Origin of the sequence: Janthinobacterium salmonicoloratum, from assembly GCF_051380845.1 — a bacterium.
Lineage (GTDB): Bacteria > Pseudomonadota > Gammaproteobacteria > Burkholderiales > Burkholderiaceae_D > Janthinobacterium > Janthinobacterium lividum_F.
Genome location: NZ_JBNYXV010000001.1, coordinates 630,257 through 655,316, shown reverse-complemented (window position 1 = coordinate 655,316; position 25,060 = coordinate 630,257). Strand labels below are relative to the sequence as shown.

Below are 25,060 nucleotides of genomic sequence, written 5' to 3'. Positions count from 1 at the left end.
GTTTATGGATTATTTATACTCCTTTTTAGGATTCATTGCAAGGGCGTGCACATGAAAAACGGGGCGCGCCAGGACATGTGTCCCGGTGCGCCCCGTTGGCGGGCCGTGCCGGCTTATCTGGCCGTGACAGTCACCGGCACGGTCAGCTGCGCCGTCAGGCCGTTATTGTCCAGCGCCACCACCTTCAGCGTATAGCTGCCCGTCACCGGCAGGGGCCAGCGGGCCGTGATCGTCATGCCGTTCATGGAAAACTGCATGCCCAGCGGCGCGCCGGTAATCGAGATCCACAGGGCGTTCGCCCCGGGCGCCGTCAGCACGATGCTGCCGCTCATGGCCTTGCCGGCCACGCCCGTCATGGTGGCGGCGCTGATCGTGGGGCCGGCGGCGGCGATTTTCACCGTGGCCACGGCCTGGCCGCTCAAGCCCGTCCTGGTGTCCCTGGCGACGACCGTCACGCTGTAGCTGCCCAGTACGGGCTTGGCCCAGTTGACAACGCCGGTGGCATTGATGGTCATGCCGGATGGCGCGCCCGACAGGCTGTAGGTGACGGGGTTGGGCGCCACCGTCGTGGCGGTGAACGACAGGGCCACGTCCGGCTTGCCGCTGATGCTGGCCACGGTGACCACGGGTGGCAAGGGGGCGGCGATGGCCACTGTGTAGATGCCTTTGCCGCTCAGCTCAGTTTTGCTGTCCTTGGCTGTCACGGTGACGGCATAGGTGCCGGCCACAGGTGCAGCCCAGCTCACCAGTCCGGCGTTGCTGATGGTCATGCCGGCCGGCGCGCCGCTCAGCGTATAGCTGACAGGATTGGCGGCGCTGACGCTGACGTTGAATGCCAGCGCCGTGCCAACCTTGCCCGTGATGGCGCCGGTGGCGACGACGGGCGGCGCGACGGGGGTAATGACGATGGCGTACACGCCCTGGCCACTGAGGCCGCTGACGCTATCCTTGGCCACCATGGTCACGGCATACGTGCCCGCGATGGGGGCGGCCCAGCTGACCACGCCCGTGGCGGCGATGCTCATGCCGGCCGGCGCGCCCAGCATGGTGTAGCTGAGGGGATTGGCTGCGCTGGCCGCTACGGTGAACGACAGCGGCTTGCCGGCCGCGCCGCTGATGTTGGCCGGCGCTACCACGGGGGCGGCCGGTGCGATCTGCGTGCCCGACAGGCTGGCCAGCAGGCTTTTCACGTTAGGCGTGCCCAGGCCGCCCAGCGGGTCGTAGCCGACCCTGGCCGTGCACACGCTGCACGTGCCGTTGCTGCCGCGCGTGATGTCGGCAAAGCTGCTGGCAAAGGTGCCGGGCACGGTGGCGATCTGGCCGTACAGCATGCTGTGCGGCAAGCCGAGCGCTGTCTTGGCTTGCAGCGCGCGGCTGGCGTTGGCGACGGCGACCAGGCCGGCCCATTGCGGCGTGGACAGGCTGGTGCCGCCGATGCTGAGCCAGCTGGCGGTGCTGCTGCCGGGAGTCATCACGGCCGTGTACTGGCCCGTGGCGGGGTCGGCATTGAAGGCCACGTCGGCAACGTTGCGCCGCAGCAGGTTGGTCAGGCCGGGGACGCTGGCCGTCTGGTAGGTGGGCAGCGCCGTATAGGCGCTGATGCCGCCGCCCGTGCCGGACCAGGCCGTTTCGCTGCGCACGCCGCTGCCGCTGTAGCTGAGCGTGGTACCGCCCACGGCCAGCACGTTGGACGACACGGAGGGCCAGGACACGCCGCTGCCCGAATCGCCCGTGGCGGCCAGGTAGCTCATGTTCTTGCCCGTGAAGGCGCTGTCGACGGAAGCTGTCCAGTTGCCTTCGGCGGCGCCAAAGCTCATCGAGACGACGCCAGGCCCCATCAGGTTGGCCAGGCGCACGGCGCCCAGCAGGCTGTTGATGGAAGCGTCGGGCGCCTCGATCAGCACGATGCGCGCCAGCGGTGCCGTGGCATGCGCCCATTGCACGTCGAGCGCGATTTCCATGGCCCAGCCCGAATTATAGGCGGGCGCGGTGGCCGTCATGGTGCTCGATGGCGTGTTGTACACGACGGAAAATTCACAGCCGCTGGCCAGGGCGGGCGGCAGTGGCAAGCTGGCATTGGTGGCGATGGCTTTGGTGGTGCAGCCGGGCAAGCCGAACTTCTGGTTGAAGATGGTCAGTTCGGCCACCGCGTTCGGGTTGTGCATGGCGTCGACGATGTAGATCGTCTGTCCTGCGCCCAGCTGTGCCGCCTGGGCTGGCGTCAGCGCCGTGCCAGCCGCCGGCAGGGCGGGCAGGTCGTAGGCGGCGCGAATTTGCGCGGGCGAGTAGGTGGCCACGACGCTGCTGCCGGCCATGGGCGCGGCGATGTCTGCCGAGCCGCCGGACAGCAGAGGCGCGATGTCCTGTGCTACCTGTTCCGCGGCGGCGATTCTTTGCGCCGTCAGGCGGCGCGTGGACATTTCCTCCATGGCGCCTGGCACGTTCTGCAAGTGCGGCCGCCAGTGGGCCGAGCCGTTGCTATTGGCGCTGTCGCGCCCGTCAGGCGCATCGAGCAGGGCCGGGGCCGCATGAAACATCGGTTGCGCCACCAGCGCGCCGACGGCGGCGGGGATGACGGGTGCCTCGACAGTGAACTGTGTCGCGGCCGTGGCGATGGCGGCAGGCGGCGTCGAGGTCTCCTGGCCGGGGCCGCAAGCGCCCAGCAGGAGGGCGGCAGTGGCGCCCAGCAGCAGGCGCCCGTGACGGGGATGCGGCAGGATGAATCTTTTCATGGCGAAACTCTCCGAGTTGGGCGAGGGCCACATCTCGACAATGCATCCAGGCTGGGGGCCGCGCGCTGGCGGTCCTGGTCCTGCACATTGGCAACCCCGCTGCCATGGCGCTTGTGCGCGGTAGGCCGGTGGCTTTGCGTCCCCGCCTTTCGACGGGTTTGCCCTCAGAATTGATCATGCATCGTTATAAACTTCCTGATGCGTTATCAATTCTAGTGAATTTGACAAATAAGTGTTAACTATTCTCAATCAATATTTTTATTTTTACAATAAAATGTGGTAAATTTGTCTATTGATGAGTGGAATCTTGTCAGCTTTATTAAGTCTTAAAAGCAAGGTTATCAGGGGAGTATCGATGCGTTACAGTGTTTTTCCACAGAAACGGTGCTTGTCTTTTTGATTTTTAAATGAATTTAACGAATTTATTGAATATGCGGTATTTTCAGGATTAGTCCTCGAACACCATGCCTGGATACGGCGCCGCGCGGCAGGCCGCCAGCCGCTGCGCCAGGCTGCCCGCATGGGCCTCCAACTGGTGCCCGTCCGGATCGAGAAAATACAGGGAGTCGCCGGCGCTGCGATTTTGCTGCCATTCCACCACGCCAGCGGCGCGCAGGCGGGCGGCAAAGGCGGCGAAGTCTTCCTGGGAGATGGCAAAGGCATAGTGCGTGTAGGCAGGTCTGGCCAGCGCAGCCGTGTCTTGCCCGTCCAGCGCCAGGCACAGCCACAAATCCCCGGCCGACAGATACGCGCCCCTGTCCCAGCGCGCATGCAGGCGCAGGCCCAAGGTGTCGCGGTAAAAAACGACACTGCGCGCCAGGTCGCGCACGGACAGGGTGAGGTGGTTCAGGCCGGTCAACATGGATGGGAGTGTGTCAGGAAGGTGACCCATGGGTTTGGGCAAGTGCCGTCAGACAGGTTCGGCATGCTCCACCATGAGTTGCACCTTGGTCGTGCCATTGTATTCATTCGCATCGAGCCGGAAGGCCACGCGCGTGCGTTCGCCCAAGGCGTCCGTGTGGCCGAACCAGATGGCGTCGAAGCGCACGCCGTTCTTTTCCAGCAGCAGTTTCAAATGGCGCTCTTTTAATATGCGCTGGCTGACGACGCGGAATTCATCGCAGAAGACGGGCGGGGCGAAGCCCTGGCCCCACACCTGGCCATCCATCAGCTCGATGAAGGCCGTCGTGTAATAGGCGTCTTCCAGCGGGCCATCCGTTTCCACGACCCGTTCCAGTTGTTGCTGGCTGAGCCAGGCCTGGCCCACGGCTTCGAAGGCCTGGGAAAATGCGTCGAAAGCGTCGGCGCGGATGGTCAGTCCCGCCGCCATGGCGTGGCCGCCGAACTTGTCGATCAAGCTGGGCGCCCGTTTCGACACGAGGTCGAGCGCGTCGCGCAAGTGGAAGCCGGGAATCGAGCGTCCGGAACCCTTGATCCAGCCATCCGCGCCCGGCGCAAACGTGATGGTCGGGCGGTAGAATTTTTCCTTCAGGCGCGAGGCCACGATACCGATAACCCCCTGGTGCCAGGATTCATCGAAGACGCTGATGGTGCTGCTGTTGGCCGGTTCGAAATCATCGAGGTGCAGCAGGGCCGTATCCTGCATTTCCGCCTCGATTTCGCGGCGTTTCAGATTGATGTCGTTGAGTTGCTGGGCCAGCGCCCAGGCGCGGCCTTCGTCGTCCGTGATCAGGCATTCGATGCCCAGGGACATGTCTTGCAGGCGTCCGGCCGCATTCAGGCGCGGTCCCAGCGCAAAGCCCAGGTCGAACGGCGTGGCGCTGCGCGCTTCGCGGCCCGCCACGCGGAACAGGGCGGCCACGCCCGCGTGCATATTTCCCTTACGCATGCGTTTCAAGCCTTGCGCGACGAGGATGCGGTTGTTCGTATCGAGGCGCACCACGTCGGCCACCGTGCCCAGCGCCACCAGGTCGAGCAGGTTATCGAGCTTGGGTTGTGTTTGCGCATCAAAGATGCCGCGCCGGCGCAGCTCTGCGCGCAAGGCCAGCAGGACGTAGAACACCACGCCCACGCCCGCCAGGTGCTTGGATGGGAAACCGCAGGCGGGCTGGTTCGGGTTGACGATGACGGCCGCGTCGGGCAGGGTGTCGGCCGGCAAATGGTGGTCGGTGACGACCACCTGGATGCCGCGCCGGTTGGCCTCGGCCACGCCGTCGATGCTGGCGATGCCGTTGTCGACGGTGATGATGATGTCGGGCGACTTTTCGCGGGCAGTGAGCTCGACGATTTCCGGCGTCAGGCCGTAGCCGTATTCAAAACGGTTGGGCACGATGAAATCGACGTCAGCGCCCATGGCGCGCAAGCCGCGTATGGCCACAGCGCAGGCGGTGGCGCCGTCGCAATCGTAATCGGCCACGATGACCATGCGCTTCTTGGCGGCAATCGCGTCGGCCAGGAAGACGCCGGCCGCGCCGATGTGCAGCAAGCCGGACGGCGGCATCAGGGCCGCCAGTTCGCTCGACAGTTCTTTCACGTCTGACAGGCCGCGCGAGGCGTACAGCCGGGCCAGCACGGGGTGGATGCCGCCCTGGCGCAGCAGTTCGGATTCGCGGTAGGGGCAGGGACGGGTGGCGATGCGGGTACGGGTCATGATGCTTTCAACTTGTTCAGGGTAATCGCGCGCCAGAATTTGCGCTGCGCATGCTTGCTGGTGGTGCAGGCTAGCCAGGCGTCGCGGTGGCTCAGCACCAGGCGCAGCTGGCCCAGGCGGCCATCTTTCAGGGCCGCCAGCAGGGGCGCGAACCAGTCTGCTTCCAGTGCCTGCAACTGCTGCAGCCACATGCCCCACTCCTGCGCCTGCGCTGCTTCGATCAGGCCGCCCAGCGCGACAATCGCATCCTGTTTGCTTGCCAGTACACTGTTTGGACTGGCATCGCGCCGCGTTGGTTCCGCCAGCGCGGCCAGCCAACCAGCCGCGTCCTTGGTATGCAGGCTGGCCGCGCAGCGCGCAGGTGCCGGTGCAGATTCCGCCGTGGCCAGGCTCCCGCCCCAGATCCAGAATGAGTTGATGGCTTTCAAGCCCCGCTCTTCGCGCGCCGCATTGACGGGATGTTCATGCCACAGCATCTGCACTTCGTTCTGCAGGCGGCGCGCGGCGCGCGCGTGCTCGCCTTCCGGCATCCACACGGACAGGTCTTGCGTGGTGGCGGCGTCCGGCGTGGCGCACTGCAAGTCGCTCCAGCCATCGGCGCGCATGAACCAGGTGCCCGCGTCGCCATACGCCAGGGGCTGGCCGATCTCGTCGAAATACGGACGCGCCGTGTCGAACAGTGTGCGGCCATCGGCCTCGCTCAGCTTGAGCTGGCGCAAGTCTTCCAGGCTGATATGGCTGCGGGCAATGGCCAGGTGGGCCGGATGCAGCAGGAAGTAGCGCGCGCCCGGTTCCGGCACGAGGCCATAGCCGCGCATGGCCTGGGCCGCGAAGGCCGCCTGCGCCGCCTCGCCGTTGGGCGCGGGCGACAGGCCCAGCGCGTGCGCCAGCCACGCTTCGTGCGGCAGCAGGCGGTTGGCGTTGTCAAAAGTTTCCAAATTGCAAGTGGAAGTGCGCGACAGCAGGGCCGCCAGGGCGGGCGCCTGCAAGACCTTGAGCAGGTCGGCAGCCAGTTCGGCATTGGGCAAGGCGAAGGGCAGGACGAGGGTAAGTTGATTCATCCCGAGATTGTAGGCGATTGTGGCGGTAGGGGAGTAGTCTCCGCGGTTTTTCCCTTGACGGCGGGCGCGGGAAAGTGGCGCCACGGTGATGTGTTTCACGCATGAGTGTCATTTGTGTGGCACACTGCGCGCTCGCATATTATCGTTGTCGCGGGAGCGCATGAGCATCATCAAACAATTTCCTTTTGAGTGGCAGGTTGGCGTGCGCTATACGCGTGCCGGGAAACGCAGTGGCCGCAACAGCTTCATTTCCTTCATCTCCCTCATTTCCGTGGCCGGCATCGGCCTGGGCGTGGCCGCCCTGATCGTCGTCCTCTCCGTCATGAACGGCTTCCAGAAGGAAGTCACCGACCGTTTGATGTCGGTGCTGGCCCACGTCGAGGTGTTCGATACCAGCGGCTCCATGCCGAACTGGCAGGAACAGGAGCGCGCCGCCTACGCCAACCCGCAAGTCAAGTCCGTATCGCCGTTCGTGGAAACCCAGGGCATGCTGCTGAACGACGAAACCATGCGCCCATCCGTCGTGCGCGGCGTGCTGCCGCAGCAGGAAGCCACCGTGTCGAGCGTGGCGAACCAGATGAAGCAGGGCAGTTTCAAGGACCTCACGCCAGGCTCGTACAACATCGTGTTGGGCATCGACCTGGCCAAGGCGCTCGACGTGAAAGTGGGGCAGAACGTGACCCTGATGCTGGAACGCGAGCCGAAGGCGGGCGACCCGGTCAATGGCATCGTCATGCCGCGCATGCGCGCGCTCAAGGTGGCCGGTATCTTCGAGGCTGGTCATAATGAACTCGATGGCAGCCTGGCGTTTGTGAACATGCAGGATGCCGAGCAGCTGCTGCAGCTCGATGGCCCGTCCGGCCTGCGTTTGCGCCTGCACGACATGAACAAGGCGCCGCAGGTGGCGCGCGAACTCAAAGCGTCGATGCCGGGCCAGCTGTGGATGCGCGACTGGTCGCGCGCCAGTGCCAGCTGGTATGCGCTGGTGCAAAGCCAGAAGAACATGATGTTCATTATCCTCAGCATGATCATCGCAGTGGCCGCGTTCAACCTCGTCTCGACGCTGGTGATGTCGGTCACCGACAAACAGGCCGATATTGCCATTCTGCGCACCCTGGGCGCCTCGCCGTTTTCCATCATGAAGATATTCATGATCCAGGGCGCGCTGGTGGGCTTGCTGGGGAGTGCCCTGGGCGTGATCGGCGGCGTCGTGCTGGCGCTGAACGTGGGCGTCATCGTGCCCTTCATCGAAGGCATTTTCGGCCTGCACTTCATCTCGAAGGAAATCTACCAGATCAGCGCCGTGCCATCGGACGTGCATTGGCTGGACGTGGCGCAGATCGGCCTGATCGCCTTTGGCCTGGCGCTGGTGGCGACCATCTACCCGAGCTGGCGCGCCGCGCGTGTCAAGCCGGCCGAGGCATTGCGCTATGAGTAAATGGCTGATCAACAAACTGCTGGGGTCAGACCCGGCCGGTCAGACCCCTGAGAATTAATGAATCAATGAGCATGTTAAAAAATATTCCCTTCGAATGGCTGGTCGGCTTGCGCTACACGCGGGCCGGCAAGCGCAGTGGCCGCAACAGTTTTATTTCCTTCATCTCCCTCATTTCCATGGCCGGCATCGGCCTGGGCGTGGCGGCGCTGATTGTCGTGCTCTCCGTGATGAACGGCTTCCAGAAGGAAGTGACGGACCGCATGTTGTCCGTGCTGGCCCACGTGGAAGTGTTTGACAACAGCGGCAGCATGCCGGACTGGCGCGCCGAGGCGGCGCAGGCTTTTAAAAATCCGGCCGTGAAGGGCGCCGCGCCGTTCGTGGAAACGCAGGGCATGCTGTTGCGCGACGATGCGCTGCGCCCCGCCATCGTGCGCGGCGTGCTGCCCGAAGAAGAGCCGAACGTTTCCGACGTGGCTGGCCAGACGCGCATGGGCAGCTTCAAGGCGCTGCAGCCGGGCACCTTCAATATCGTGCTGGGCATCGAGCTGGCGCGCGCCCTGCGCGTCAACCTGGGCGAAAAAGTCACCCTGATGCTGGCGCAGGGGCAGGTCACGCCGGCTGGCGTGCTGCCGCGCATGCGCAGTTTTACCGTCAGCGGCATCTTCCAGGCGGGTCACAATGAATTCGACGCCGGTCTTGCCTTCATCAATATCGAAGACGGCCAGCGTTTGCTGCGCATCGACGGGCCGTCCGGCCTGCGTCTGCGCCTGGCCGACATGAACCAGGCGCCGCAAGTGGCGGCGGAGCTGAAAAAATCCATGCCGGGCGACCTGTGGCTGCGCGACTGGTCCAAGCTGAACGCCAACTGGTTCGCCGCCGTGCAGACGGAAAAGCGCATGATGTTCATCATCCTGACCCTGATCATCGCGGTGGCCGCCTTCAACCTCGTGTCGACCCTGGTGATGACGGTGACGGACAAGCAGGCCGATATCGCGATTTTGCGCACCCTGGGCGCTTCTCCCCGTTCCATCATGAAGATATTCATGATCCAGGGCGCGCTGGTGGGCATCCTGGGCACGATGTTGGGCGTGGGAGGCGGCGTGCTGGTAGCCATGAACATCGACGTCATCGTGCCCTTCATCGAGCACCTGCTTGGCGTGCAATTCCTCTCCAAGGATATCTATTTCATCAGCACCGTGCCGTCCGACCTGCGCTGGCCCGACGTCACCAAGATCGGCGTGCTGGCCGTGATCCTCGCCTTTTTGGCAACCCTTTACCCAAGCTGGTGGGCTGCCCGCGTCAAACCTGCGGAAGCCCTGCGCTATGAATAAACCATTGACTACGACCATGACCGATCTGAACAAACCCGCTTCCAACGGCGCTTCCGCTGATTCTGCCGTGCTTTCCTGCCGCGGCCTGGGCAAGACTTTTACGCAGGGCGCCTACAAGGTGCAGGTGCTGGCTGGCATCGACATCGATGTTCACCGCGGCGAGCGCGTCGCCATCGTCGGTGCCTCCGGCTCGGGCAAGTCGACCCTGCTGCACTTGCTGGGCGGCCTCGATACGCCCACCAGCGGCAAGGTGACCTTGCTGGGCAAGGACTTCGCCACCCTCAGCGAAAAGGCGCGCGGCGACTTGCGCAATGCCTCCCTGGGTTTCGTCTACCAGTTCCACCACCTGCTGCCCGAGTTTTCGGCGCTGGACAACGTCGCCATGCCCCTGATGATACGGCGCATGAAGCGCGCGCCCGCCACCGACCTGGCGCAGCAGATCCTGACGCGCGTGAACCTGGCCAAGCGCGTCACGCACACGCCGGGTGAATTGTCGGGCGGCGAGCGCCAGCGCGTGGCCCTGGCCCGCGCCCTCGTCACGCAGCCAGCCTGCGTGCTGGCCGATGAACCGACGGGCAACCTCGATCACGCCACGGCCGAACAGATTTTCGACCTGATGCTGGAATTGTCGCGCACCCTGGGCACGGCCTTCGTCATCGTCACGCACGATATCGAACTGGCCAAGCGCTGTGACCGCGTGCTGCGCCTGACGGACGAAGGGCTGCAGCCTTATCAATACTGAGCAATACTAAGGAGCCGCCATGCTGTGGATCGACACGCACTGCCACCTCGACGCGCACGAATTCGGCAGCGAATCGCTGCAGGTGGCGGCGCGCGCGCAGCAGCAGGGCGTGGGCATGATCGTCATCCCCGCCGTCGAACGGGCCAATTTTGCCATCGTGCGCGAGCTGGCGGCAGCGGCGCCCAACACCTGCTATGCGCTGGGCATCCACCCGATTTACGTGCCGCACGCCACGGAAGACGATTTGATCGCCCTGCGCGAGGCCGTGCAAGCGGCCATGGCCGACCCGCGCTTTGTGGCCATCGGCGAGATCGGCCTTGATTTCTTCATTCCCATGCTGTGCGAACCGGCCATGCGCGTCAAGCAGGAGCATTTTTTGCGCGAACAGCTGAAAATTGCCCGCGACTTCAACCTGCCCGTGCTGACTCATGTGCGCCGCTCGCAGGACATCGTCCTCAAGCACGCGCGCCAGATCCGCCCGAATGGCGGCATCGCGCATGCCTTCAATGGCAGCTTCCAGCAGGCGCAGGGCTATATAGACCTCGGGTTCAAGCTCGGTTTCGGCGGCGCCATGACGTTTGCCCGCGCGCTGCAGATACGCCGCATGGCCACCGAATTGCCTTTGGCGTCCATCTTGCTGGAGACGGATGCGCCCGATATTTCTCCTGCCTGGATACACCCTGGCCGCAACAGCCCTGAAGAATTGCCGCGCATCGGCGCCGTGCTGGCCGAATTGCGCGGCCTGGAACTTGCCGACGTGGCGGCGCAAACCAGCGCCAATGCGCGCGCCGTGATGCCTCGATTACCCCTGATGGAGTGAGACCATGAACAAGAAAATGCTTGCGGGCGCCCTGGCAGCCTGCCTTACCGGCGCGTTTGCGCCAGCCCTGGCGGCGACGACCAGCGCCCAATGCGACGGCATGCCGCGCCTCGACGTCACCACGCCGGCCGGTTTTTGCGTAGCCGTGCTGGCCGACGGCCTGAAATTCCCCCGTGGCGTGCTGCCGCTGACGAATGGCGACATCCTCGTCACGGACATGGCGGGTTGGGCGCCGAAGCAGGGTAAATTGTGGCTGTTGCAGCCGAAGGCGGCCGGCGCCGGCTACGAGCGCAAGCTCCTGCTCGACAAGCTCGATCGCCCTAACGGCATCGTGCAGGGACCGGACGGCATGGTCTACGTGGGCGAAGTGGGGCGCATCTTCCGCTTCGACATGCGCGATCCCGCACGCGCCACCACCGACATCATCGGCGGCACGGCCAAGACCCCGCGCCTGCCGGGCCTGGGCTTGCACCTGCTGACGAACATGCGCTTTGGCCCCAAGGGCGACCTGTATGTGAACGTGGGCTCAAGCACCGACCATTGCGAGAACGATGGCAAGGCACCCGATCCGGCCAAGGCTTGCCCTTCGGCCGAAGGCCCGGAAGCGCTGGGCGCCATCCGCGAATACAAGATGGCCTGGCCGGCCGGCACGGTGACGAGCTGGCGCACGCATGCGCGCGGCTTGCGCAATTCGATGGCGCTGGCCTTCCATCCGGCCACGGGCGAGCTATGGCAGGCGGAAAACGCGCGCGACGCCATCCAGGCCGCCATGCCACAACTGAAAAGCGACGAGAACCTGCCGCATGAAGAACTCAATTTGATTAAGGCCGACCGGCACTATGGCTGGCCGTACTGCTACGACGACAATGTGGCCAGTCCCGAATATCCGAAGACGGCGTGCGACGCCCAATATGCGGCGCCGCAGCGCCTGCTGCCCGGCCACGCCGCGCCGCTGGGCATGACCTTTTACACGGCCAGCCGCTTCCCTGCGTTATACAAGAATAGCCTGATCATCGGCTACCACGGCTACCGCAGCAATGGCCACCGCCTGGTGGCCCTGCTGCCCGACAAGGCCGGTGCACCGCTGGGCAAGTCCGTCGACTTGATCAGCAACTGGGAGCGCAAGGGCAAGCAGGGCAGGGGCGCGCCCGTCGACGTCAAGCAGGGGCAGGATGGCGATATCTATATGGCCGATGACCACAATGGCCTGGTGTTGAAACTGCACTATGCGGCGGTTAAACCCTGATGTCTGATTCCGGGCGCTGAGATAAAGCCTATTTGAACTTCTTCGAGCGCCCACGTGACGCCGCATTGTGCGCGCGCAGGATGGAGTCGACGCGCTCCGACGCATCGCGTGACAGGTTTTGCGCCACCGCGATATCGGGGAAGAACTCGGGCAGGCGGTAGCTGAGCCACGCATAGGCGGAGTAGTAGCGGCAGGTGTCTTCCACCTGCTGCAAATTCTGCGTGCCGCCGCCATAGGCGTGCTGACGCAGCGTGCTCGTTTTCCCCTGCGACAGATTCTTCGCCCAGTGTTCCCAGGCCGTTTGCAGCGACGGCACCTTGCTCGATATCGGCACCAAGGACAGGGTGAACTTGTCGGCCACGGACAGGGGCAGGGTGTCGAGCCAGACGGCGCGCTCCTTCTGGTCTTCCGTGATGCGCGGGAAGAAAAAGCCGTCCGGCACGTCGATATTGTGGATGAAGCGGCGTAGCAGTTTTGACAGCGACAACTCGCCCGTCACCGACGAAATGCGGTGCAAATGTTCGAGCGACGGCGCCACGGCAAAGCCGCTGGTGTTCAGCGGGTGCAGCTTTTCCTTCAGCAGGGCGCGCATCACTTCATGCGTCTCGTTGTCGTAGCCGGCCACGAGTCCCTCCTCATGCACGCCGTAGCGGCCCGCGCGCCCGGCGATCTGGCGCGCCAGCGCCGCCGAAATCTCTTCCTCTTCACGGCCATTGTATTTGACGCAGGTGGTCATGACGATGCGCGCGATCGGCATGTTCAGGCCCATCGCCAGCGCGTCCGTGCCGACGACGATATCGGCCGTGCCGTCGCGGAAGCGCTGCGCCTGCGCGCGCCGCACTTCGGGCGACAGGTTGCCGTAGACGGTGGCCACCGACAGCCCCGTTTCCGTGATCATGTCGCGCCACATCAGCACTTCACGGCGCGAAAAGGCGATGACGGCGTCGCCGCGGCGCAGGTTGCGCACCTTGCGCACGGCAGTCGGCTCCATCGACAGGGGCGCCATGCGTTTCAAGACATGCACTTCCAGCGGGCAGTCCAGGCGCTCGGCCAGCGCCTCGATGGCGCGCCGCGCTTCGGGCGCCCCTACCAGGTAGACGGTGTGGGCGGGCGCGCCGCAGACGGCCGCCGTCCACGCGGCGCCCCGGTCCGGGTCGGCCAGCATTTGGATTTCATCGATGACGGCCACCTCGACGACGGTTTTCGTGTCCAGCATTTCCACCGTGCTGGCCACGTGCGTGGCGCCGTCGACGACCCTACGCTCCTCGCCCGTGATCAGGCTCACGGCCAGCGGCTTGCCATGCGGCGCGGCTTCCTGCAGGCGTTCGTAGTTTTCCAGGGCCAGCAGGCGCAGTGGCGCCAGATAGATGCCGCTCTTCGCCTTGACCAGCGCCTCCATGGCGCGGTGCGTCTTGCCGGAGTTCGTCGGTCCCAGCAGGGCGATGAAGCGGCGCGGCAGGCGGCGCGCCATCTCGAACGAGGCGGGATACTCGGCCAGGTTGATGCTCTGGCGCGTGCGTGCCGCGTGCTGTTCTTCCTGCTGGCGCTCAATGGCATGATTGAAACGCTGGCGGATGCGGTCGAAGACCATGCCGGCCGGCTCGGACGTCTGCATGTCGGCCAGCGTGTGCAGGAAGACCATCGGGTCCGTATCGACGTCTTCGCTCAGGCCCGCGATATCGGCGACGAAATCCATCACATGCTGGCGCAGCTCCTCGAAGACGGCCGCGCTGGCCCGTTCGCGCACCAGGGCCAGCTTGGTCTCGCGGTCCATCTTGCGCCACTTGGCTGGCCGCGCCAGCACGCCCTGTGCGGGCACCAGCGCATACGGCACCACCAGGTGGCCCGCCTTGACCACGCCGGAAAAGCGCACGAAGACGCGGCCTTCCATCTTGACCAGGCGGATATGCTCGGCCAGTTCCCCCAGTTCCGCGACCAGAGTGGCGTCGTTATTGTCTTCGGTGCTGTCGGAAATGTCGGTGGAAGTGTCGGGAGGAAGTGCGGAGGAAGTCATGTCATGCCTGGGTGTTGAAGTAAGCGAGGCCGATTATACCGTCGATGGAGGCGGGCGGTAGTGGCCAGCCTTGGCGTTCGCATTTTCAGGCGGCACGCGCGCGCACCAGGCGCAGGCCCCAGCCGGTGGCGATCTTGCCATCGCCGTTTTGCAGAGGCGCCACGGCATCCATGAACGCGCTGCGCAGGCGCTGTCTGGCGTCATCGTCCAGGCGGTCGATATCGTAGGTGTCGGTCAGGGCGGCCCACAGTTCGGCCGGCATGGGCATCCATGGGACGTCGATGTCGTCGGATGCAAGGTCTGCGAAACTGGCATCGAGCAGTTCCCGCCAGCCGGCTTCGGAAGCAGTGCGGCGATCGCCGAAGCGCAGCGGCGGCAGCGCGTCGCTGGCGATGGGTTTGAAGACGCGCATGAAAACGTCGTTGACTTCGCCCAGTAAAAAAGTCCGGCCGACGATGGCCGCGAACTGGCCACCGGGGCGCAGCACGCGGCGCATTTCGCGCACGACCTGCTCGATGTCGTCCATCAGCATCAGCGCCATGTGCGAGACGAGATAATCCACGCTGGCCGATGGCAGGTCGAGCGCCTGGCCGCGTCCCTGCTGCAGCAGCACGGAGGCGGGCAGGGTGGCGCGCGCGGCGGCCAGTTCCGCCTGGCTCATGTCGACGCCGAGCAGATGCAGCCGGGGCTGCCGTCTGGCCGCCAGCAAGCCCAGCAGATGGCCGTCGCCGCAGGCCAGGTCGAGCACGCTCAACGGCGTGTCCACGGCCGGTACCAGGCTGGTCAGCACGTCGTAGGACGAGGCCCAGCTGCCGGTGCGGGAACTGGCTGGCAGATGGGCAAATGCGGCGCTGGTGACGCCCACTTGCCGTTGATGAAAGTCCTGCAAATAGGTTTCGGCCGCTGTCAGTAGGGTCATGCAAGGTCCGTAAAGTCGTGGCGCCCGGGCGCCGGATGACCATCTTAGCATGGGGGAAGTTTCGTCTGCGGTGGTGACGGATGGCGTAACTGAACTTTCTTATTCAGGGCACCATTGCGCCAGATCAGACAGTAAAGAGTAGAAAGGAGGCACAGTTGCTGAGCCTTTTTCGCAGCGAGCCCCCATGCGCACCCTGATACTCGGCTTTGCCGCTGGCGCCGCCTGCTTGCAGACGCAGGCCAGCTTACCATCGCAGGCAGGCGTGTTGCTGTGGGTGGTCGCTGGCGTGTCGCTGCTGACGGCACTGCTGTTGCGCCATCACGCACGCTGGCGTTCCGGCTGGCGTTCCATTATCGCGCTCGCTGCTGGCGTGGGATTGGGCTTTTATTGGGCGGCCTGGCTGGCCCAGGCCGCCATGGCGCCGCAGCTGGCGCTGGCCGATGAAGGACAGGACATTAGCGTCACGGGCACCATCGCCAGCCTGCCGTACCGCTTCGAGCAGGGCGTGCGCTTCAATTTTGCCGTGGAGAAGGCTGTTGGGGCGAAGGTGCCGCCCTTGATCGCCCTGTCCTGGTACGCGGGTTTTCGCGACGAAGTGACGAACGCGGTGGGGGACGTGCAGCCAGGCGAGCGCTGGCGGCTGACGGTGCGGCTGCAGCGCCCGCATGGCAATGCGAATCCCATGGGTTTTGATTACGAGGCGTGGCTGCTGGAGCAGGGCGTGCGCGCCACGGGCTACGTGCGGCCGCAGCCGCGCGCCGATACGCCGAATGTGCGCCAAGCGAGTTTCGTGCCTGGCTTCGGCAATGTGGTGGAAGCCAGCCGCGCGGCCTTGCGTGCCCGCATACTGCGCAGCCTGGAAGGCAAGCAGTATGCGGGCGTGATCGTCGCGCTCGTGGTCGGCGACCAGCGCGCCATTCCGCAGTCGGACTGGCAAGTGTTCAACCGCACGGGCGTGAGCCACCTGATCTCGATATCGGGTCTGCACATCACCATGATCGCGGGACTGTTCGCGCTGGGTGCGGGCGCGCTGTGGCGGCGCTCGTTTTTTACCGACTGGCAACTGCCCCTGCGGCTGCCGGCGCAAAAAGTGGCGGCGCTGGCGGGCGCGCTGGCGGCCTTTCTTTACGTGCTGCTGGCCGGCTTTGGCGTGCCCGCGCAGCGCACCTTGTATATGTTGCTGGTGGTGGCGCTGGCCCTGTGGCTGGGACGCATCACCAGCATCGGCCATATCCTGTGCCTGGCGCTGGGCGTTGTCGTGCTGCTCGACCCGTGGGCCGTGCTGTGGCCCGGCTTCTGGCTGTCGTTCGGCGCCGTCGCCACCATGCTGTACGCGACGGCAGGCCGCACCACGGCACCGATGCCTTTGCAGGCTGGACGCTGGCGCCGTTTGCGCGCCGCCGTGGCGCTGGGCGCCCATACGCAGTATGTGGTGACGGTGGGGCTGGTGCCTTTGACGATGCTGCTGTTCTCGCAAGTGTCACTCGTCAGCCCCGTGGCCAATGCACTGGCCATTCCCATCATCAGCCTGCTCGTCACGCCCCTGTCGCTGGCGGGCAGCTTGCTCCCCGCGCCCCTGTGTGATGGGCTGTTGCTGCTGGCGCATGCCATCGTGCAGATGCTGGCGCAGGTGCTGGAATGGCTGGGCGCGCGCCGCTTTGCCGTGTGGACGGCGCCCGCGCCGCCAATGTGGAGTTTTTGCTGGGCATTTTTTGGCACGGCATGGCTGCTGGCGCCACGCGGGTGGCCGCACCGCTGGGCCGGCATGCTGGGCTGGCTGCCGCTGCTGACGGCCTTGCCATCGAGCCCGCCGCCGGGCCGCATGTGGGTGACGGCCTTTGACGTGGGACAAGGTATGGCCGTGCTGGTGGAAACGCACAATCACCGCCTGCTGTACGACACGGGACCTGCCTACAGCCTCGACTCCGATGGCGCCAGCAGGGTCATCGTGCCTTACTTGCGCGCACGCGGCATCGCCAAACTCGACGGCGTGATCATTTCCCACAGCGACCTCGATCACGCGGGCGGGGCCGTGTCGCTGCTGGAAAACGTGCAAGTGGGCTGGCTGGCCTCGTCGCTGTTCGACGGTCACCCTGCCGTCGAGGCCCGGCGGGCGTTGCGCCGGCCCCATCTGCACTGCATGGCGGGCCAGAGCTGGACCTGGGAAGGCGTGCACTTCGCCATGCTGCACCCCTTGCCCGCCAGCCACACGGACATTGCACTGAAGCCGAACGCCCGCAGCTGCACCGTGAAAATCACGGCAGGCAAGCATGCCATCTTGCTGGCCGGCGACATCGAGGCGGCGCAGGAAGCGCAATTGCTGGCGCGCTCGGCGGAGGGCGAACTGGCCGCCGACGTGCTGCTGGCGCCGCACCACGGCAGCGGCACCTCATCGACGCCAGCGTTCCTGAACACCGTCCATCCGACCTTGGCGATTTTCCAGGTCGGACACAGGAATCGTTATAAACATCCGAAGGCGCAAGTGTATGCGCGCTATGGCGAAATGGGGATTATTCGGTTGCGCACGGATGTGGAAGGGGCGGTGGTGATGGATTTTGGCGAAGATATTGATGTGACGCAGTATCGCGCCAGCCGGCCGCGCTACTGGCATGGGCGCTAGCGCTTTCATGCTACGCTCCCGCTATCATCGTTTCAGGAGTCCTGATTGCACCATTTCAGCCACGCTTATCTTGTCAGCACGGCCCAAGCCGACGACATCGACGCTATCACGGTCTTGCTGCAAGCTAATTCCCCATCGCAGGGCGGTAGCCTGACGGGCGAGTTTTCGCGCGACAAGGTGGCCAGCATGGCGGATGGGCAGTCGCCCGTCATCGTGGCGCGGCGCGTAGCCGATGGGCCTGTCGTTGGCGTGCTGTTCAGCGCGGCGACAGCCACCGCGCAGGCGCCCGTGGTATTGGCCATGCTGGCTGCGTATGCGGCGAGGGAAAACGCCTATGTGTACGGTCCCGTCTGCATTGCGGACTCGGAGCGGGGGCAGGGCTTGCTGGCGCTGCTGTACTCTGCCATGCGCGAGCAGCATGGGGGCGCGGAGGCGGTGTTGTTCATCCGGCGCGACAATATCGGCTCGCTGCGCGCGAATGAACGGCTGGGCATGCGCGAGGTGGCCGCCTTTGTCTTCGATGGCGCGCAGTTCGCCGTGTATAGATATGCCATCGTCGCGCAATAGGCGCTACATTACGCGTTCATCAGGTATCTCCAGTCCTCTCTGCCGCACATACTCCAGAAACAGCCGCGCGCCCTTGGCCATGCGCGAGGTGCCATACACGGCATGGATGCTGGGATCGAGCTCTTTCGACGACGTCAGCCGGTATGCCGTGCAGACCCGGCGCAGGGTGCCGGCGGCGACGGCCGGTTCCGCCAGCCAGCTGGCCAGGCGCACGATGCCGGCGCCTTCCAGAGCGGCCTGGAAGGTGGCGATGCCGGAAGTGAAGCGGAAGCGTGGTTGCACCTGGTAGCGTACGTTGCGCGTAGCAGAGACGAAATGCCAGTCGCGCAGGATGCGCGGGGCCGAATGCATGATGATGTCGTGGCTGGTCAGCTCCTCCGGTTCGTCCGGTGCGCCCATGCGATCGATATAGTCGGGCGAGGCATACATGTAGCGGCGGTAGTTCCACAGGGGATAGCCGATCAGCTCGCTCGATTGGGGAAACGCTCCGCGGATGGCAAAGTCCAGCTTTTCCTGGATGGGATCGATCGACTTGTCCGAGAAATGGATGTCCACCGACACGTTCGGGTAATCGCGCGAAAATTGCGCCACCACCTTCGGCAGAAAGCCCAGCGACAGGATTTCCGGCGCGGACAGGCGCACCCAGCCTTGCGGCGAGTTGCTCAATTCCGCCAATTGGTCTTCCGCCTCGGCTTGTGTTTCCAGCAAGTGCTTGGCCGACGCGTAATACGTTTCGCCGGCCGTGGTCAGGGTGAACTGCTTTTGCGTGCGCAGGATGAGCTCGGCACCGATGGCCTCTTCGAGGAACTGGATGGCGCGCGTGACGGCCGACGGCGAGCGTCCCAGCATGCGCGCCGCATGGATGAAACTGCGCTTTTCGACCACGGTGCAGAAGGCGCGGATTTCCCACATCAGTTTCATCGACATCGCGTGACTCCCGGCAAAAGAGGCCAGTAGACCGCACGGGGCGCATTCCGTCAAGCGTTACGCCTGATTGCGTTTTCCGCAATTTGAAGTTGCATCCGGAAAAATCCACGGCGCCTATACTGCCGCTGTCGTCCATTCCTTACCGCCTATCATGCTGACCATCTCGCTGCTGTGTTTATTTGCCTTCTTTGCCGGCCTGATCGATGCCGCCGTGGGCGGGGGCGGGCTGATCCAGCTGCCGGCCCTGTTCAACCTGATGCCGAACATGGCCTCGACCTCCTTGCTGGGCACGAATAAACTGGCGTCCGCCTGCGGCACCACGTTTGCCGCCCGTTCGTTTGTCGGCAAGGTACATATTCCCTGGCTGCTGGTGCTGCCGGCCGTGGCCAGCGCCTTCGTCATGTCGTTTATCGGCGCGGCCGCCGTGTCCTACGTGCCGCAGCAGGTGGTGCGCCCCATGGTGCTGGTATTGATCATCATCATGGCCATCTACACCTTCATCAAGAAGGATTTCGGCACGACCCGCGAAGCGCGCCCCATCGGACCGCGCGAACGCATCCTTGCCATCGTCATCGGCGGCGCCATCGGCTTTTATGACGGCCTGTTCGGGCCGGGCACGGGCAGTTTTTTGATTTTCCTCTTCATCCGCGTCTTCGGCTTCGATTTCATCCTTGCATCGGCTTGCTCGAAACTGGTGAATATCGCCACCAACGTGGCCGCGCTGGCTTTCTTCATTCCTGCCGGCCACGTGGTGTACGCCGTGGCCGCACCGATGGCCGTGTGCAATATCCTGGGCGCCCTGACGGGCACCTGGATCGCCGTGCGCCGCGGCGCCGCCTTCGTGCGCATCCTCTTCCTCGTGTTGCTGGTGCTGCTGATCGTCAAGTTGTCCTACGACATCTTCTTCAAGTAAGTTTTCAAACGACAACAAGCCATGAAAACCATCCAGGGCGTGCTGTGGGACAACGATGGCGTGCTGGTCAACACCGAACAGCTGTTTTACGAAAGCAACCGCGACTTGCTCTTGCCCTACGGAATAGACCTGACGCCGAAGCAATTCTTTGACTGGTTCCTGGACAATAACTACGGCGCCTGGCATGTGCTGCTGGGGCAGGGCCACGCCATCGAGCTGGTCGAACGCCTGCGGGCCGAGCGCACCGTGCTGTTTGCGCAACGCTTGCGCCAGGCGCGCCAGCTGGCCATGCCAGGCATCGGGCAAGTGCTGGCGGCGCTGCGCCCGCATGTGACCATGGGTGTGGTGACGAGCGCCTACGCACAGCATTTCCAGATCAGCCATGCGGCCACGGGCCTGTTGCAACACTTCGACTTCGTGCTGACGCGTGAAATGTATGGCGAGAGCAAGCCGGCGCCCGACGGCTACCAGCTGGGCTTGCAGCGCCTGGGCCTGGCCGCTGCCGACTGCGTGGCCGTCGAAGACTCGCCGCGCGGCTTGCGCGCCGCCAACGCGGCCGGGCTGGAATGCATCATTGTGCGCAATCACATGAACCGTCACCACGCATTTGACGACGCTTTTTGCGTGGTGGAATCGATGGTGGAGCTGGGCGAAGTGCTGGCCTCGTTCGTGCCCGGCATGGCGTCAGCGCGCTCGCTGGTACCTCGGAAATTAGAGGCCTTCCTCTGATACGTCTTGCCGGCATGCCATTACAATTGTCTATCGCATTCACCGGCTCCGTCCCACGATGACCCTCCCGCAACTGCACTTTGCCCACGCCAATAGTTATCCAGCCGGTACCTACCGCAAGCTGTTTGGCTTGCTGGGCCAGCATTACACCGTGCAGGCGCTCGACATGCATGCGCACGACCCCGCGTACCCCGTCAGCACGGGCTGGCCTGAGCTGGTGCGCGAGTATATCGACGAGCTCGAACGCCGCTACAGCGCGCCCGTGATCCTCGTCGGCCATTCGCTGGGCGGCATGCTCAGCGTGATGGTGGCCAAGCAGCGGCCCGACCTGGTGCGCTGCGTGGTCTTGCTCGATTCGCCCGTGGTGGCGGGCTGGCGCGCCTTGCTGGTGCGTCTGGCGCGCAACACGGCGCTGGGCGAGCGGTTTTCTCCTTCGCGTTTTTCCGCCCGGCGTCGCAAGCTGTGGCCAAGCGCGCAAGCCGCGTATGAACACTTTGCGGCCAAGGACATGTTCGCCATCTGGGCGCCGCACGTGTTGCGCGATTACATAGACAGCGGCCTGGTTCCTCATCCGGAAGGGGTGCAGCTGCGCTTTACGCGCGAAGTGGAAACGCAGGTCTATCGCAGTTTGCCGCACCACATCGGCGGCCTCGTCAAGGATGGCTTTCCCGTGCCCATCGGTTTTATCGGCGGCATGGAATCGGTGGAATGCCGCCAGGCGGGGTTGACGGCCACGCGCAAGCTGGTCGGCAAGTTTTTCCGCCAGGTGCCGGGCGGCCATCTGTTTCCAATGGAAAACCCGGAACTGACGGCGCAAGTGGTGCGCGAGATGATCACGGCATTGCTGGCGAAACAATAGCCTGTCGCCAAGGATTTTCAGGGGAAGGGGGCCAACAGCGGCGGATTTTCGCGTAAAATCCTGCCATCCGGGCCGTGCCTGCAGCAGGCGTGCGGCCCCAGCCATTCCGATATTCTAGAAAGATACCCCTGCGATGACGATTAAAAGCGATAAATGGATACGCCGCATGGCGGAAGCAACGGGCATGATCGAGCCGTTCGAACCGGGCCAGGTCAAGGAACGCGACGGTAACCGCATCGTTTCTTATGGCACGTCCAGCTATGGCTATGACATCCGTTGCGCCGACGAGTTCAAGTTGTTTACCAACATCAACACCACCATCGTCGACCCGAAGGATTTTGACGCGAATAACTTCGTCGATGTGTCGGGCAAGGGTTATTGCATTATCCCGCCGAACTCGTTCGCGCTGGCCCGCACGGTCGAGTATTTCCGCATTCCCCGCAACGTATTGACGATTTGCCTGGGCAAGAGCACCTATGCCCGCTGCGGCATCATCGTCAACGTCACCCCGTTCGAACCGGAATGGGAAGGCTATGTGACCCTGGAGTTTTCGAATACGACACCGTTGCCGGCGAAAATCTACGCCAACGAAGGCGTGGCGCAAGTGCTGTTCTTCGAATCCGATGAAGTGTGCGAAACGTCGTACAAGGACCGCGGCGGCAAATACCAGGGCCAGGTCGGCGTGACGCTGCCCAAGACCTGATTGCTCTGAAGGGCGGCGCGCCAGCCGTCTTTACCTGTCTTTACCTGCCTTTACACCCGCGGCTCTACACCCGCGCCCATGCTTGCCGTTAACCTTGGTATTGAAACACTGAGGAGGCAGTATGGTAGCGGCAATCGGTACAGGCGGCGCGGTCAGCGCGGCCGGTGGCGCCAGTGCAGGCAGCAGTTCGCAGATCGCGGCGCTGCAAAAGCAGATCACGGCAGCGCAGAAGCAGTTGACGGAATCGCAGAAGGGCGAGCAGACGGAAGCGTCGCAAAAGTTGCAGCAGCAATTGGCGCAGCAAATCCAGGCCCTGCAGGCGCAAATTGCCCAGTTACAGGCGGCCGCTGCGCAAAAGGCGGCGCAGCAAGACTCTCAGACGGCCAGCAGCGCCGATACGGCGACGGGTCCGGCCAAATCAAGCTCGTCCACCCTCGGTAGCATCATCGATACGCAGGCGTAACAGCACATCCGCGCGTAAAAAAACGCCAGGCTCGCCGACAGGTCAGCCTGGCGTGTTGACGGGCAACAGCATTTCCACGCACAGCCCGCCGCCGCTGCGCAAGCTGGCCCCGATGCGGCCGCCATGGGCGTTGATGACGTGCTGGGCGATGGCCAGGCCCAGGCCATGGCCGTCCGTGCTGTGCTCGGTATTGCTGGCGCGGAAGAATGGTTGAAAGATGTTGGCCAGGTCGGCGCTGGCCACGCCGGGACCCCGGTCCAGCACGGCGATGCGCAGCCAGTCATGCTGGCGCGACAGCTCCACGTTCACCGTGCCACCATCGGGGCTGTGCTTGACGGCATTGCGCACCACGTTTTCCACGGCGCGCGCCAGCAGTTCTGGCTGGCCCGTGACGCTGGCGTCGGCCGTGGCCGCGTCGCCCGCCAGGTCGATGTCCAGCAGGCGCGCCCTGGCCTCATAGCGGGCGTCGTCCACGATGTCGTGCACGAGGTCGGCGATGCTGACGTCTTCGCTGTGCGTGTGCCCGACGCCCGCTTGCCCTGCGCCCGCTTCCAGCCGTGACAGGGTCAGCAGCTCACCAATCAGTTTATCCATGCGTTCGCTTTCGCGTTCGATGCGCTGCATCGAGGCGCCCATCTTTTCCGGTTGCTGGTGCGCCAGGCCGATGGCCGCCTGCAAGCGCGCCAGCGGCGAGCGCAACTCGTGCGAGACGTCATGCAGCAAACGCGTCTGGCTATCCATGAGGCTGCGCAAACGGCCCGTCATGCGGTCGAAATCGCGTCCCAGATCCGTCAATTCATCGCCGCGCTTGCCGCTGGCGTGAAAGCGCGGCGCCAGGTTGCCGTGCGAGGCGGCCTCGAACGCTTGCCGCAGATCGCGGATGGGACGCGCAAAATACCAGGCCAGCAAAAAAGCGAACAGCAGGCTGGCGGCGATGGCGGCGGCCAGGGGAATGAAGGTGCGGTAGGGACTGTCCATGCGCGGGCCGGGCGGCATGCCGCGGCCGAATTCGCCGCGTGGCGGCGGGGCGCCCGCTTCGTTGGGCCGTGGACCGGGTCCCATGTTGCGCGGGCCGCTCATGGCGACGGCATTGAGCGTGTTGCGCGCGGCGTCCGCTTCGGCATTGCGGAAGCGTTCGGACGAAGGCAGGAACAGCAGGTAGCGCTTGCCATCGCTGCCGGCCGCTTCGCGCACCACGGGATGGGCCTGGCCCTGTTCCAGCATGGCGCGCGCCTTGGCCAGCATGGTCGGATGGACCGTGCGGCCCATCAGTTCTTGCCCTTTGGCATCGACGGCAAACACGCGCATGCGTTCGAGCTTGCCCAGGAATTGCCGCAAGGCCTGGCTGCCGCCCGCTTCCAGAGTGGCGCTGGCGGCCTCGATGATCATTTGCGCTGGCGGACTGGTGTCGATGTCGAGGGCCCGTTCCTGCTGTGCGGCCCGGTTTTTCAGCCAGAAGGTGCCGCCGATGCCGATGGTGGCCGTCACTTGCGCCAGCATGATGCACAGAAAAAACTTCCAGAACAGACGGCCCACGCTTACTCCTTGATCAGCTGGTAGCCGAGACGGTACACGGTTTGCAGGCAGGAGCGGCCGTCGGCCAGGCTGCCGAGCTTGCGTCGCAGGCTGCTCAAGTGCACGTCGATATTGCGGTCGAAGCGGGCCATCGGTCGTCCGAGGCCCAGTTCCGACAATTGATTCTTGCTGACGGGCTTGCCCGCATGGCGTACCAGCACTTCCAGCAGGTTGAATTCCGTGCTCGTCAGCTCCAGGTGCGCGCCGGCCCAGGCGGCGCGGCGCTGCTCGGGCCACATCGTCAGTTGCCCCACGGTCAGCGGCGCCAGGCCTGACGTATCGTGCGGCACGGCTTGCGAACGGCGCAGGATGGCGCGGATACGCGCCGTCAGCTCGCGCGGCGTGCACGGTTTCGTCACGTAATCGTCGGCGCCCAGCTCCAGCCCCACGATGCGGTCCGTATCGTCGCCGCGCGCCGTCAGCATCAAGATGGGCAGGCTGCTGCCGGCGCGGATGCGGCGCAGGGTTTCCAGGCCATTCATGCGCGGCATCATGACGTCGAGGATGGCGATGGCGTACAGGCCCGTCAGCGCTTCGGCCGCACCGCTTTCGCCGTCATGCACGGCACGGGCATCAAAACCTTCCTGCGTCAGGTATTCCTGGAACATGCCGACCAGTTCCACGTCGTCATCGATTAACAAAACCTTGCTCATGCCTGTGCTTTTTTCGGGTGAATATCGCCCGATGATAGCAGTCAAAGGGCGCCGTTCAGGGCGGTTTTACCCGCTTTTACATACGTTCACTTACATTTGCGCACCTTCCTTTACACGCTTTTACGCGGCCCTAACGT

21 protein-coding genes and 1 riboswitch are annotated in these 25,060 nt (G+C 64.4%); of the genes, 12 read left to right on the top strand and 9 right to left on the bottom strand.

What is annotated here, in order from left to right; translation table 11 throughout:
• Positions 1 to 113: 113 nt before the first annotated feature.
• From ACQ4WY_RS03040 to ACQ4WY_RS03025, 4 genes are all read right to left on the bottom strand, one after another.
• Positions 114 to 2,732 carry a S53 family peptidase gene (locus ACQ4WY_RS03040; protein WP_436502766.1) on the bottom strand — a complete coding sequence of 873 codons (2,619 nt, stop codon included), beginning with the start codon at positions 2,730 to 2,732 and terminating at the stop codon, positions 114 to 116.
• An 86-nt stretch (positions 2,733 to 2,818) separates the two neighbouring features.
• A riboswitch (cyclic di-GMP riboswitch) is annotated at positions 2,819 to 2,905 on the bottom strand.
• 275 nt (positions 2,906 to 3,180) lie between these two features.
• Positions 3,181 to 3,594 (bottom strand): fosfomycin resistance glutathione transferase, encoded by a 414-nt coding sequence (gene fos / locus ACQ4WY_RS03035; RefSeq protein ID WP_436502765.1) that lies wholly within the window; start codon positions 3,592 to 3,594, stop codon positions 3,181 to 3,183.
• Between the two features lie 48 nt (positions 3,595 to 3,642).
• Entirely contained in the window at positions 3,643 to 5,343 is a 1,701-nt protein-coding gene (recJ, locus tag ACQ4WY_RS03030; RefSeq protein WP_436502764.1) for a single-stranded-DNA-specific exonuclease RecJ, read from the bottom strand.
• Positions 5,340 to 6,404, bottom strand: a complete 1,065-nt coding sequence (locus tag ACQ4WY_RS03025) for a hypothetical protein (RefSeq protein WP_436502763.1) — start codon at positions 6,402 to 6,404, stop codon at positions 5,340 to 5,342. Before ACQ4WY_RS03025 ends, recJ begins: the two co-directional genes overlap by 4 nt.
• Before the next feature lie 160 nt (positions 6,405 to 6,564).
• On the opposite strand from ACQ4WY_RS03025, the gene ACQ4WY_RS03020 reads away from it, so the two are divergent.
• The 5 genes from ACQ4WY_RS03020 (at position 6,565) to ACQ4WY_RS03000 (ending at position 11,981) form a co-directional block, all read left to right on the top strand.
• Entirely contained in the window at positions 6,565 to 7,842 is a 1,278-nt protein-coding gene (locus tag ACQ4WY_RS03020; protein ID WP_436502762.1) for a lipoprotein-releasing ABC transporter permease subunit, read from the top strand.
• Positions 7,843 to 7,907: 65 nt separating this feature from the next.
• Positions 7,908 to 9,173 carry a lipoprotein-releasing ABC transporter permease subunit gene (locus ACQ4WY_RS03015; protein WP_426056703.1) on the top strand — a complete coding sequence of 422 codons (1,266 nt, stop codon included), beginning with the start codon at positions 7,908 to 7,910 and terminating at the stop codon, positions 9,171 to 9,173.
• Between the two features lie 16 nt (positions 9,174 to 9,189).
• Entirely contained in the window at positions 9,190 to 9,915 is a 726-nt protein-coding gene (lolD, locus tag ACQ4WY_RS03010) for a lipoprotein-releasing ABC transporter ATP-binding protein LolD (RefSeq protein WP_436502761.1), read from the top strand.
• A gap of 22 nt (positions 9,916 to 9,937) precedes the next feature.
• Complete coding sequence (locus ACQ4WY_RS03005; protein ID WP_436504381.1) at positions 9,938 to 10,735, top strand: TatD family hydrolase; 798 nt, start codon at positions 9,938 to 9,940, stop codon at positions 10,733 to 10,735.
• A 4-nt stretch (positions 10,736 to 10,739) separates the two neighbouring features.
• Positions 10,740 to 11,981 (top strand): PQQ-dependent sugar dehydrogenase, encoded by a 1,242-nt coding sequence (locus ACQ4WY_RS03000; protein WP_436502760.1) that lies wholly within the window; start codon positions 10,740 to 10,742, stop codon positions 11,979 to 11,981.
• A gap of 28 nt (positions 11,982 to 12,009) precedes the next feature.
• On the opposite strand, the gene ACQ4WY_RS02995 is transcribed toward ACQ4WY_RS03000, so the two are convergent.
• Positions 12,010 to 13,995: a helicase-related protein gene (locus ACQ4WY_RS02995; protein ID WP_436502759.1), complete on the bottom strand. Its 1,986-nt coding sequence runs from the start codon at positions 13,993 to 13,995 to the stop codon at positions 12,010 to 12,012.
• A gap of 85 nt (positions 13,996 to 14,080) precedes the next feature.
• Positions 14,081 to 14,914: a class I SAM-dependent methyltransferase gene (locus ACQ4WY_RS02990; protein WP_436502758.1), complete on the bottom strand. Its 834-nt coding sequence runs from the start codon at positions 14,912 to 14,914 to the stop codon at positions 14,081 to 14,083.
• Positions 14,915 to 15,098: 184 nt separating this feature from the next.
• Here ACQ4WY_RS02990 and ACQ4WY_RS02985 point away from each other — a divergent pair, with 184 nt between their 5' ends.
• Both ACQ4WY_RS02985 and ACQ4WY_RS02980 read left to right on the top strand, forming a co-directional pair.
• Positions 15,099 to 17,534: a DNA internalization-related competence protein ComEC/Rec2 gene (locus tag ACQ4WY_RS02985; RefSeq protein WP_436502757.1), complete on the top strand. Its 2,436-nt coding sequence runs from the start codon at positions 15,099 to 15,101 to the stop codon at positions 17,532 to 17,534.
• 45 nt (positions 17,535 to 17,579) lie between these two features.
• Entirely contained in the window at positions 17,580 to 18,101 is a 522-nt protein-coding gene (locus tag ACQ4WY_RS02980) for a GNAT family N-acetyltransferase (RefSeq protein ID WP_436502756.1), read from the top strand.
• Between the two features lie 3 nt (positions 18,102 to 18,104).
• Here ACQ4WY_RS02980 and ACQ4WY_RS02975 read toward each other — a convergent pair whose 3' ends face one another.
• Positions 18,105 to 19,028 (bottom strand): LysR family transcriptional regulator, encoded by a 924-nt coding sequence (locus ACQ4WY_RS02975; RefSeq protein ID WP_436502755.1) that lies wholly within the window; start codon positions 19,026 to 19,028, stop codon positions 18,105 to 18,107.
• Positions 19,029 to 19,179: 151 nt separating this feature from the next.
• Here ACQ4WY_RS02975 and ACQ4WY_RS02970 point away from each other — a divergent pair, with 151 nt between their 5' ends.
• The 5 genes from ACQ4WY_RS02970 (at position 19,180) to ACQ4WY_RS02950 (ending at position 22,695) form a co-directional block, all read left to right on the top strand.
• Complete coding sequence (locus ACQ4WY_RS02970; protein WP_034756294.1) at positions 19,180 to 19,941, top strand: sulfite exporter TauE/SafE family protein; 762 nt, start codon at positions 19,180 to 19,182, stop codon at positions 19,939 to 19,941.
• A 21-nt stretch (positions 19,942 to 19,962) separates the two neighbouring features.
• Positions 19,963 to 20,670 carry an HAD family hydrolase gene (locus ACQ4WY_RS02965; RefSeq protein WP_436502754.1) on the top strand — a complete coding sequence of 236 codons (708 nt, stop codon included), beginning with the start codon at positions 19,963 to 19,965 and terminating at the stop codon, positions 20,668 to 20,670.
• 58 nt (positions 20,671 to 20,728) lie between these two features.
• On the top strand, positions 20,729 to 21,529 hold the full coding sequence (locus ACQ4WY_RS02960) for an alpha/beta fold hydrolase (RefSeq protein ID WP_436502753.1): 801 nt from the start codon (positions 20,729 to 20,731) through the stop codon (positions 21,527 to 21,529).
• A 133-nt stretch (positions 21,530 to 21,662) separates the two neighbouring features.
• On the top strand, positions 21,663 to 22,232 hold the full coding sequence (gene dcd / locus ACQ4WY_RS02955) for a dCTP deaminase (RefSeq protein ID WP_436502752.1): 570 nt from the start codon (positions 21,663 to 21,665) through the stop codon (positions 22,230 to 22,232).
• A gap of 121 nt (positions 22,233 to 22,353) precedes the next feature.
• Complete coding sequence (locus ACQ4WY_RS02950) at positions 22,354 to 22,695, top strand: FlxA-like family protein (protein ID WP_436502751.1); 342 nt, start codon at positions 22,354 to 22,356, stop codon at positions 22,693 to 22,695.
• 42 nt (positions 22,696 to 22,737) lie between these two features.
• On the opposite strand, the gene ACQ4WY_RS02945 is transcribed toward ACQ4WY_RS02950, so the two are convergent.
• Both ACQ4WY_RS02945 and ACQ4WY_RS02940 read right to left on the bottom strand, forming a co-directional pair.
• Complete coding sequence (locus ACQ4WY_RS02945) at positions 22,738 to 24,231, bottom strand: sensor histidine kinase (RefSeq protein WP_436502750.1); 1,494 nt, start codon at positions 24,229 to 24,231, stop codon at positions 22,738 to 22,740.
• Positions 24,232 to 24,233: 2 nt separating this feature from the next.
• The gene (locus ACQ4WY_RS02940; protein WP_436502749.1) at positions 24,234 to 24,923 is read right to left on the bottom strand and encodes a response regulator transcription factor; all 690 of its coding nucleotides are present in this window, start codon (positions 24,921 to 24,923) and stop codon (positions 24,234 to 24,236) included.
• Positions 24,924 to 25,060 lie beyond the last annotated feature (137 nt).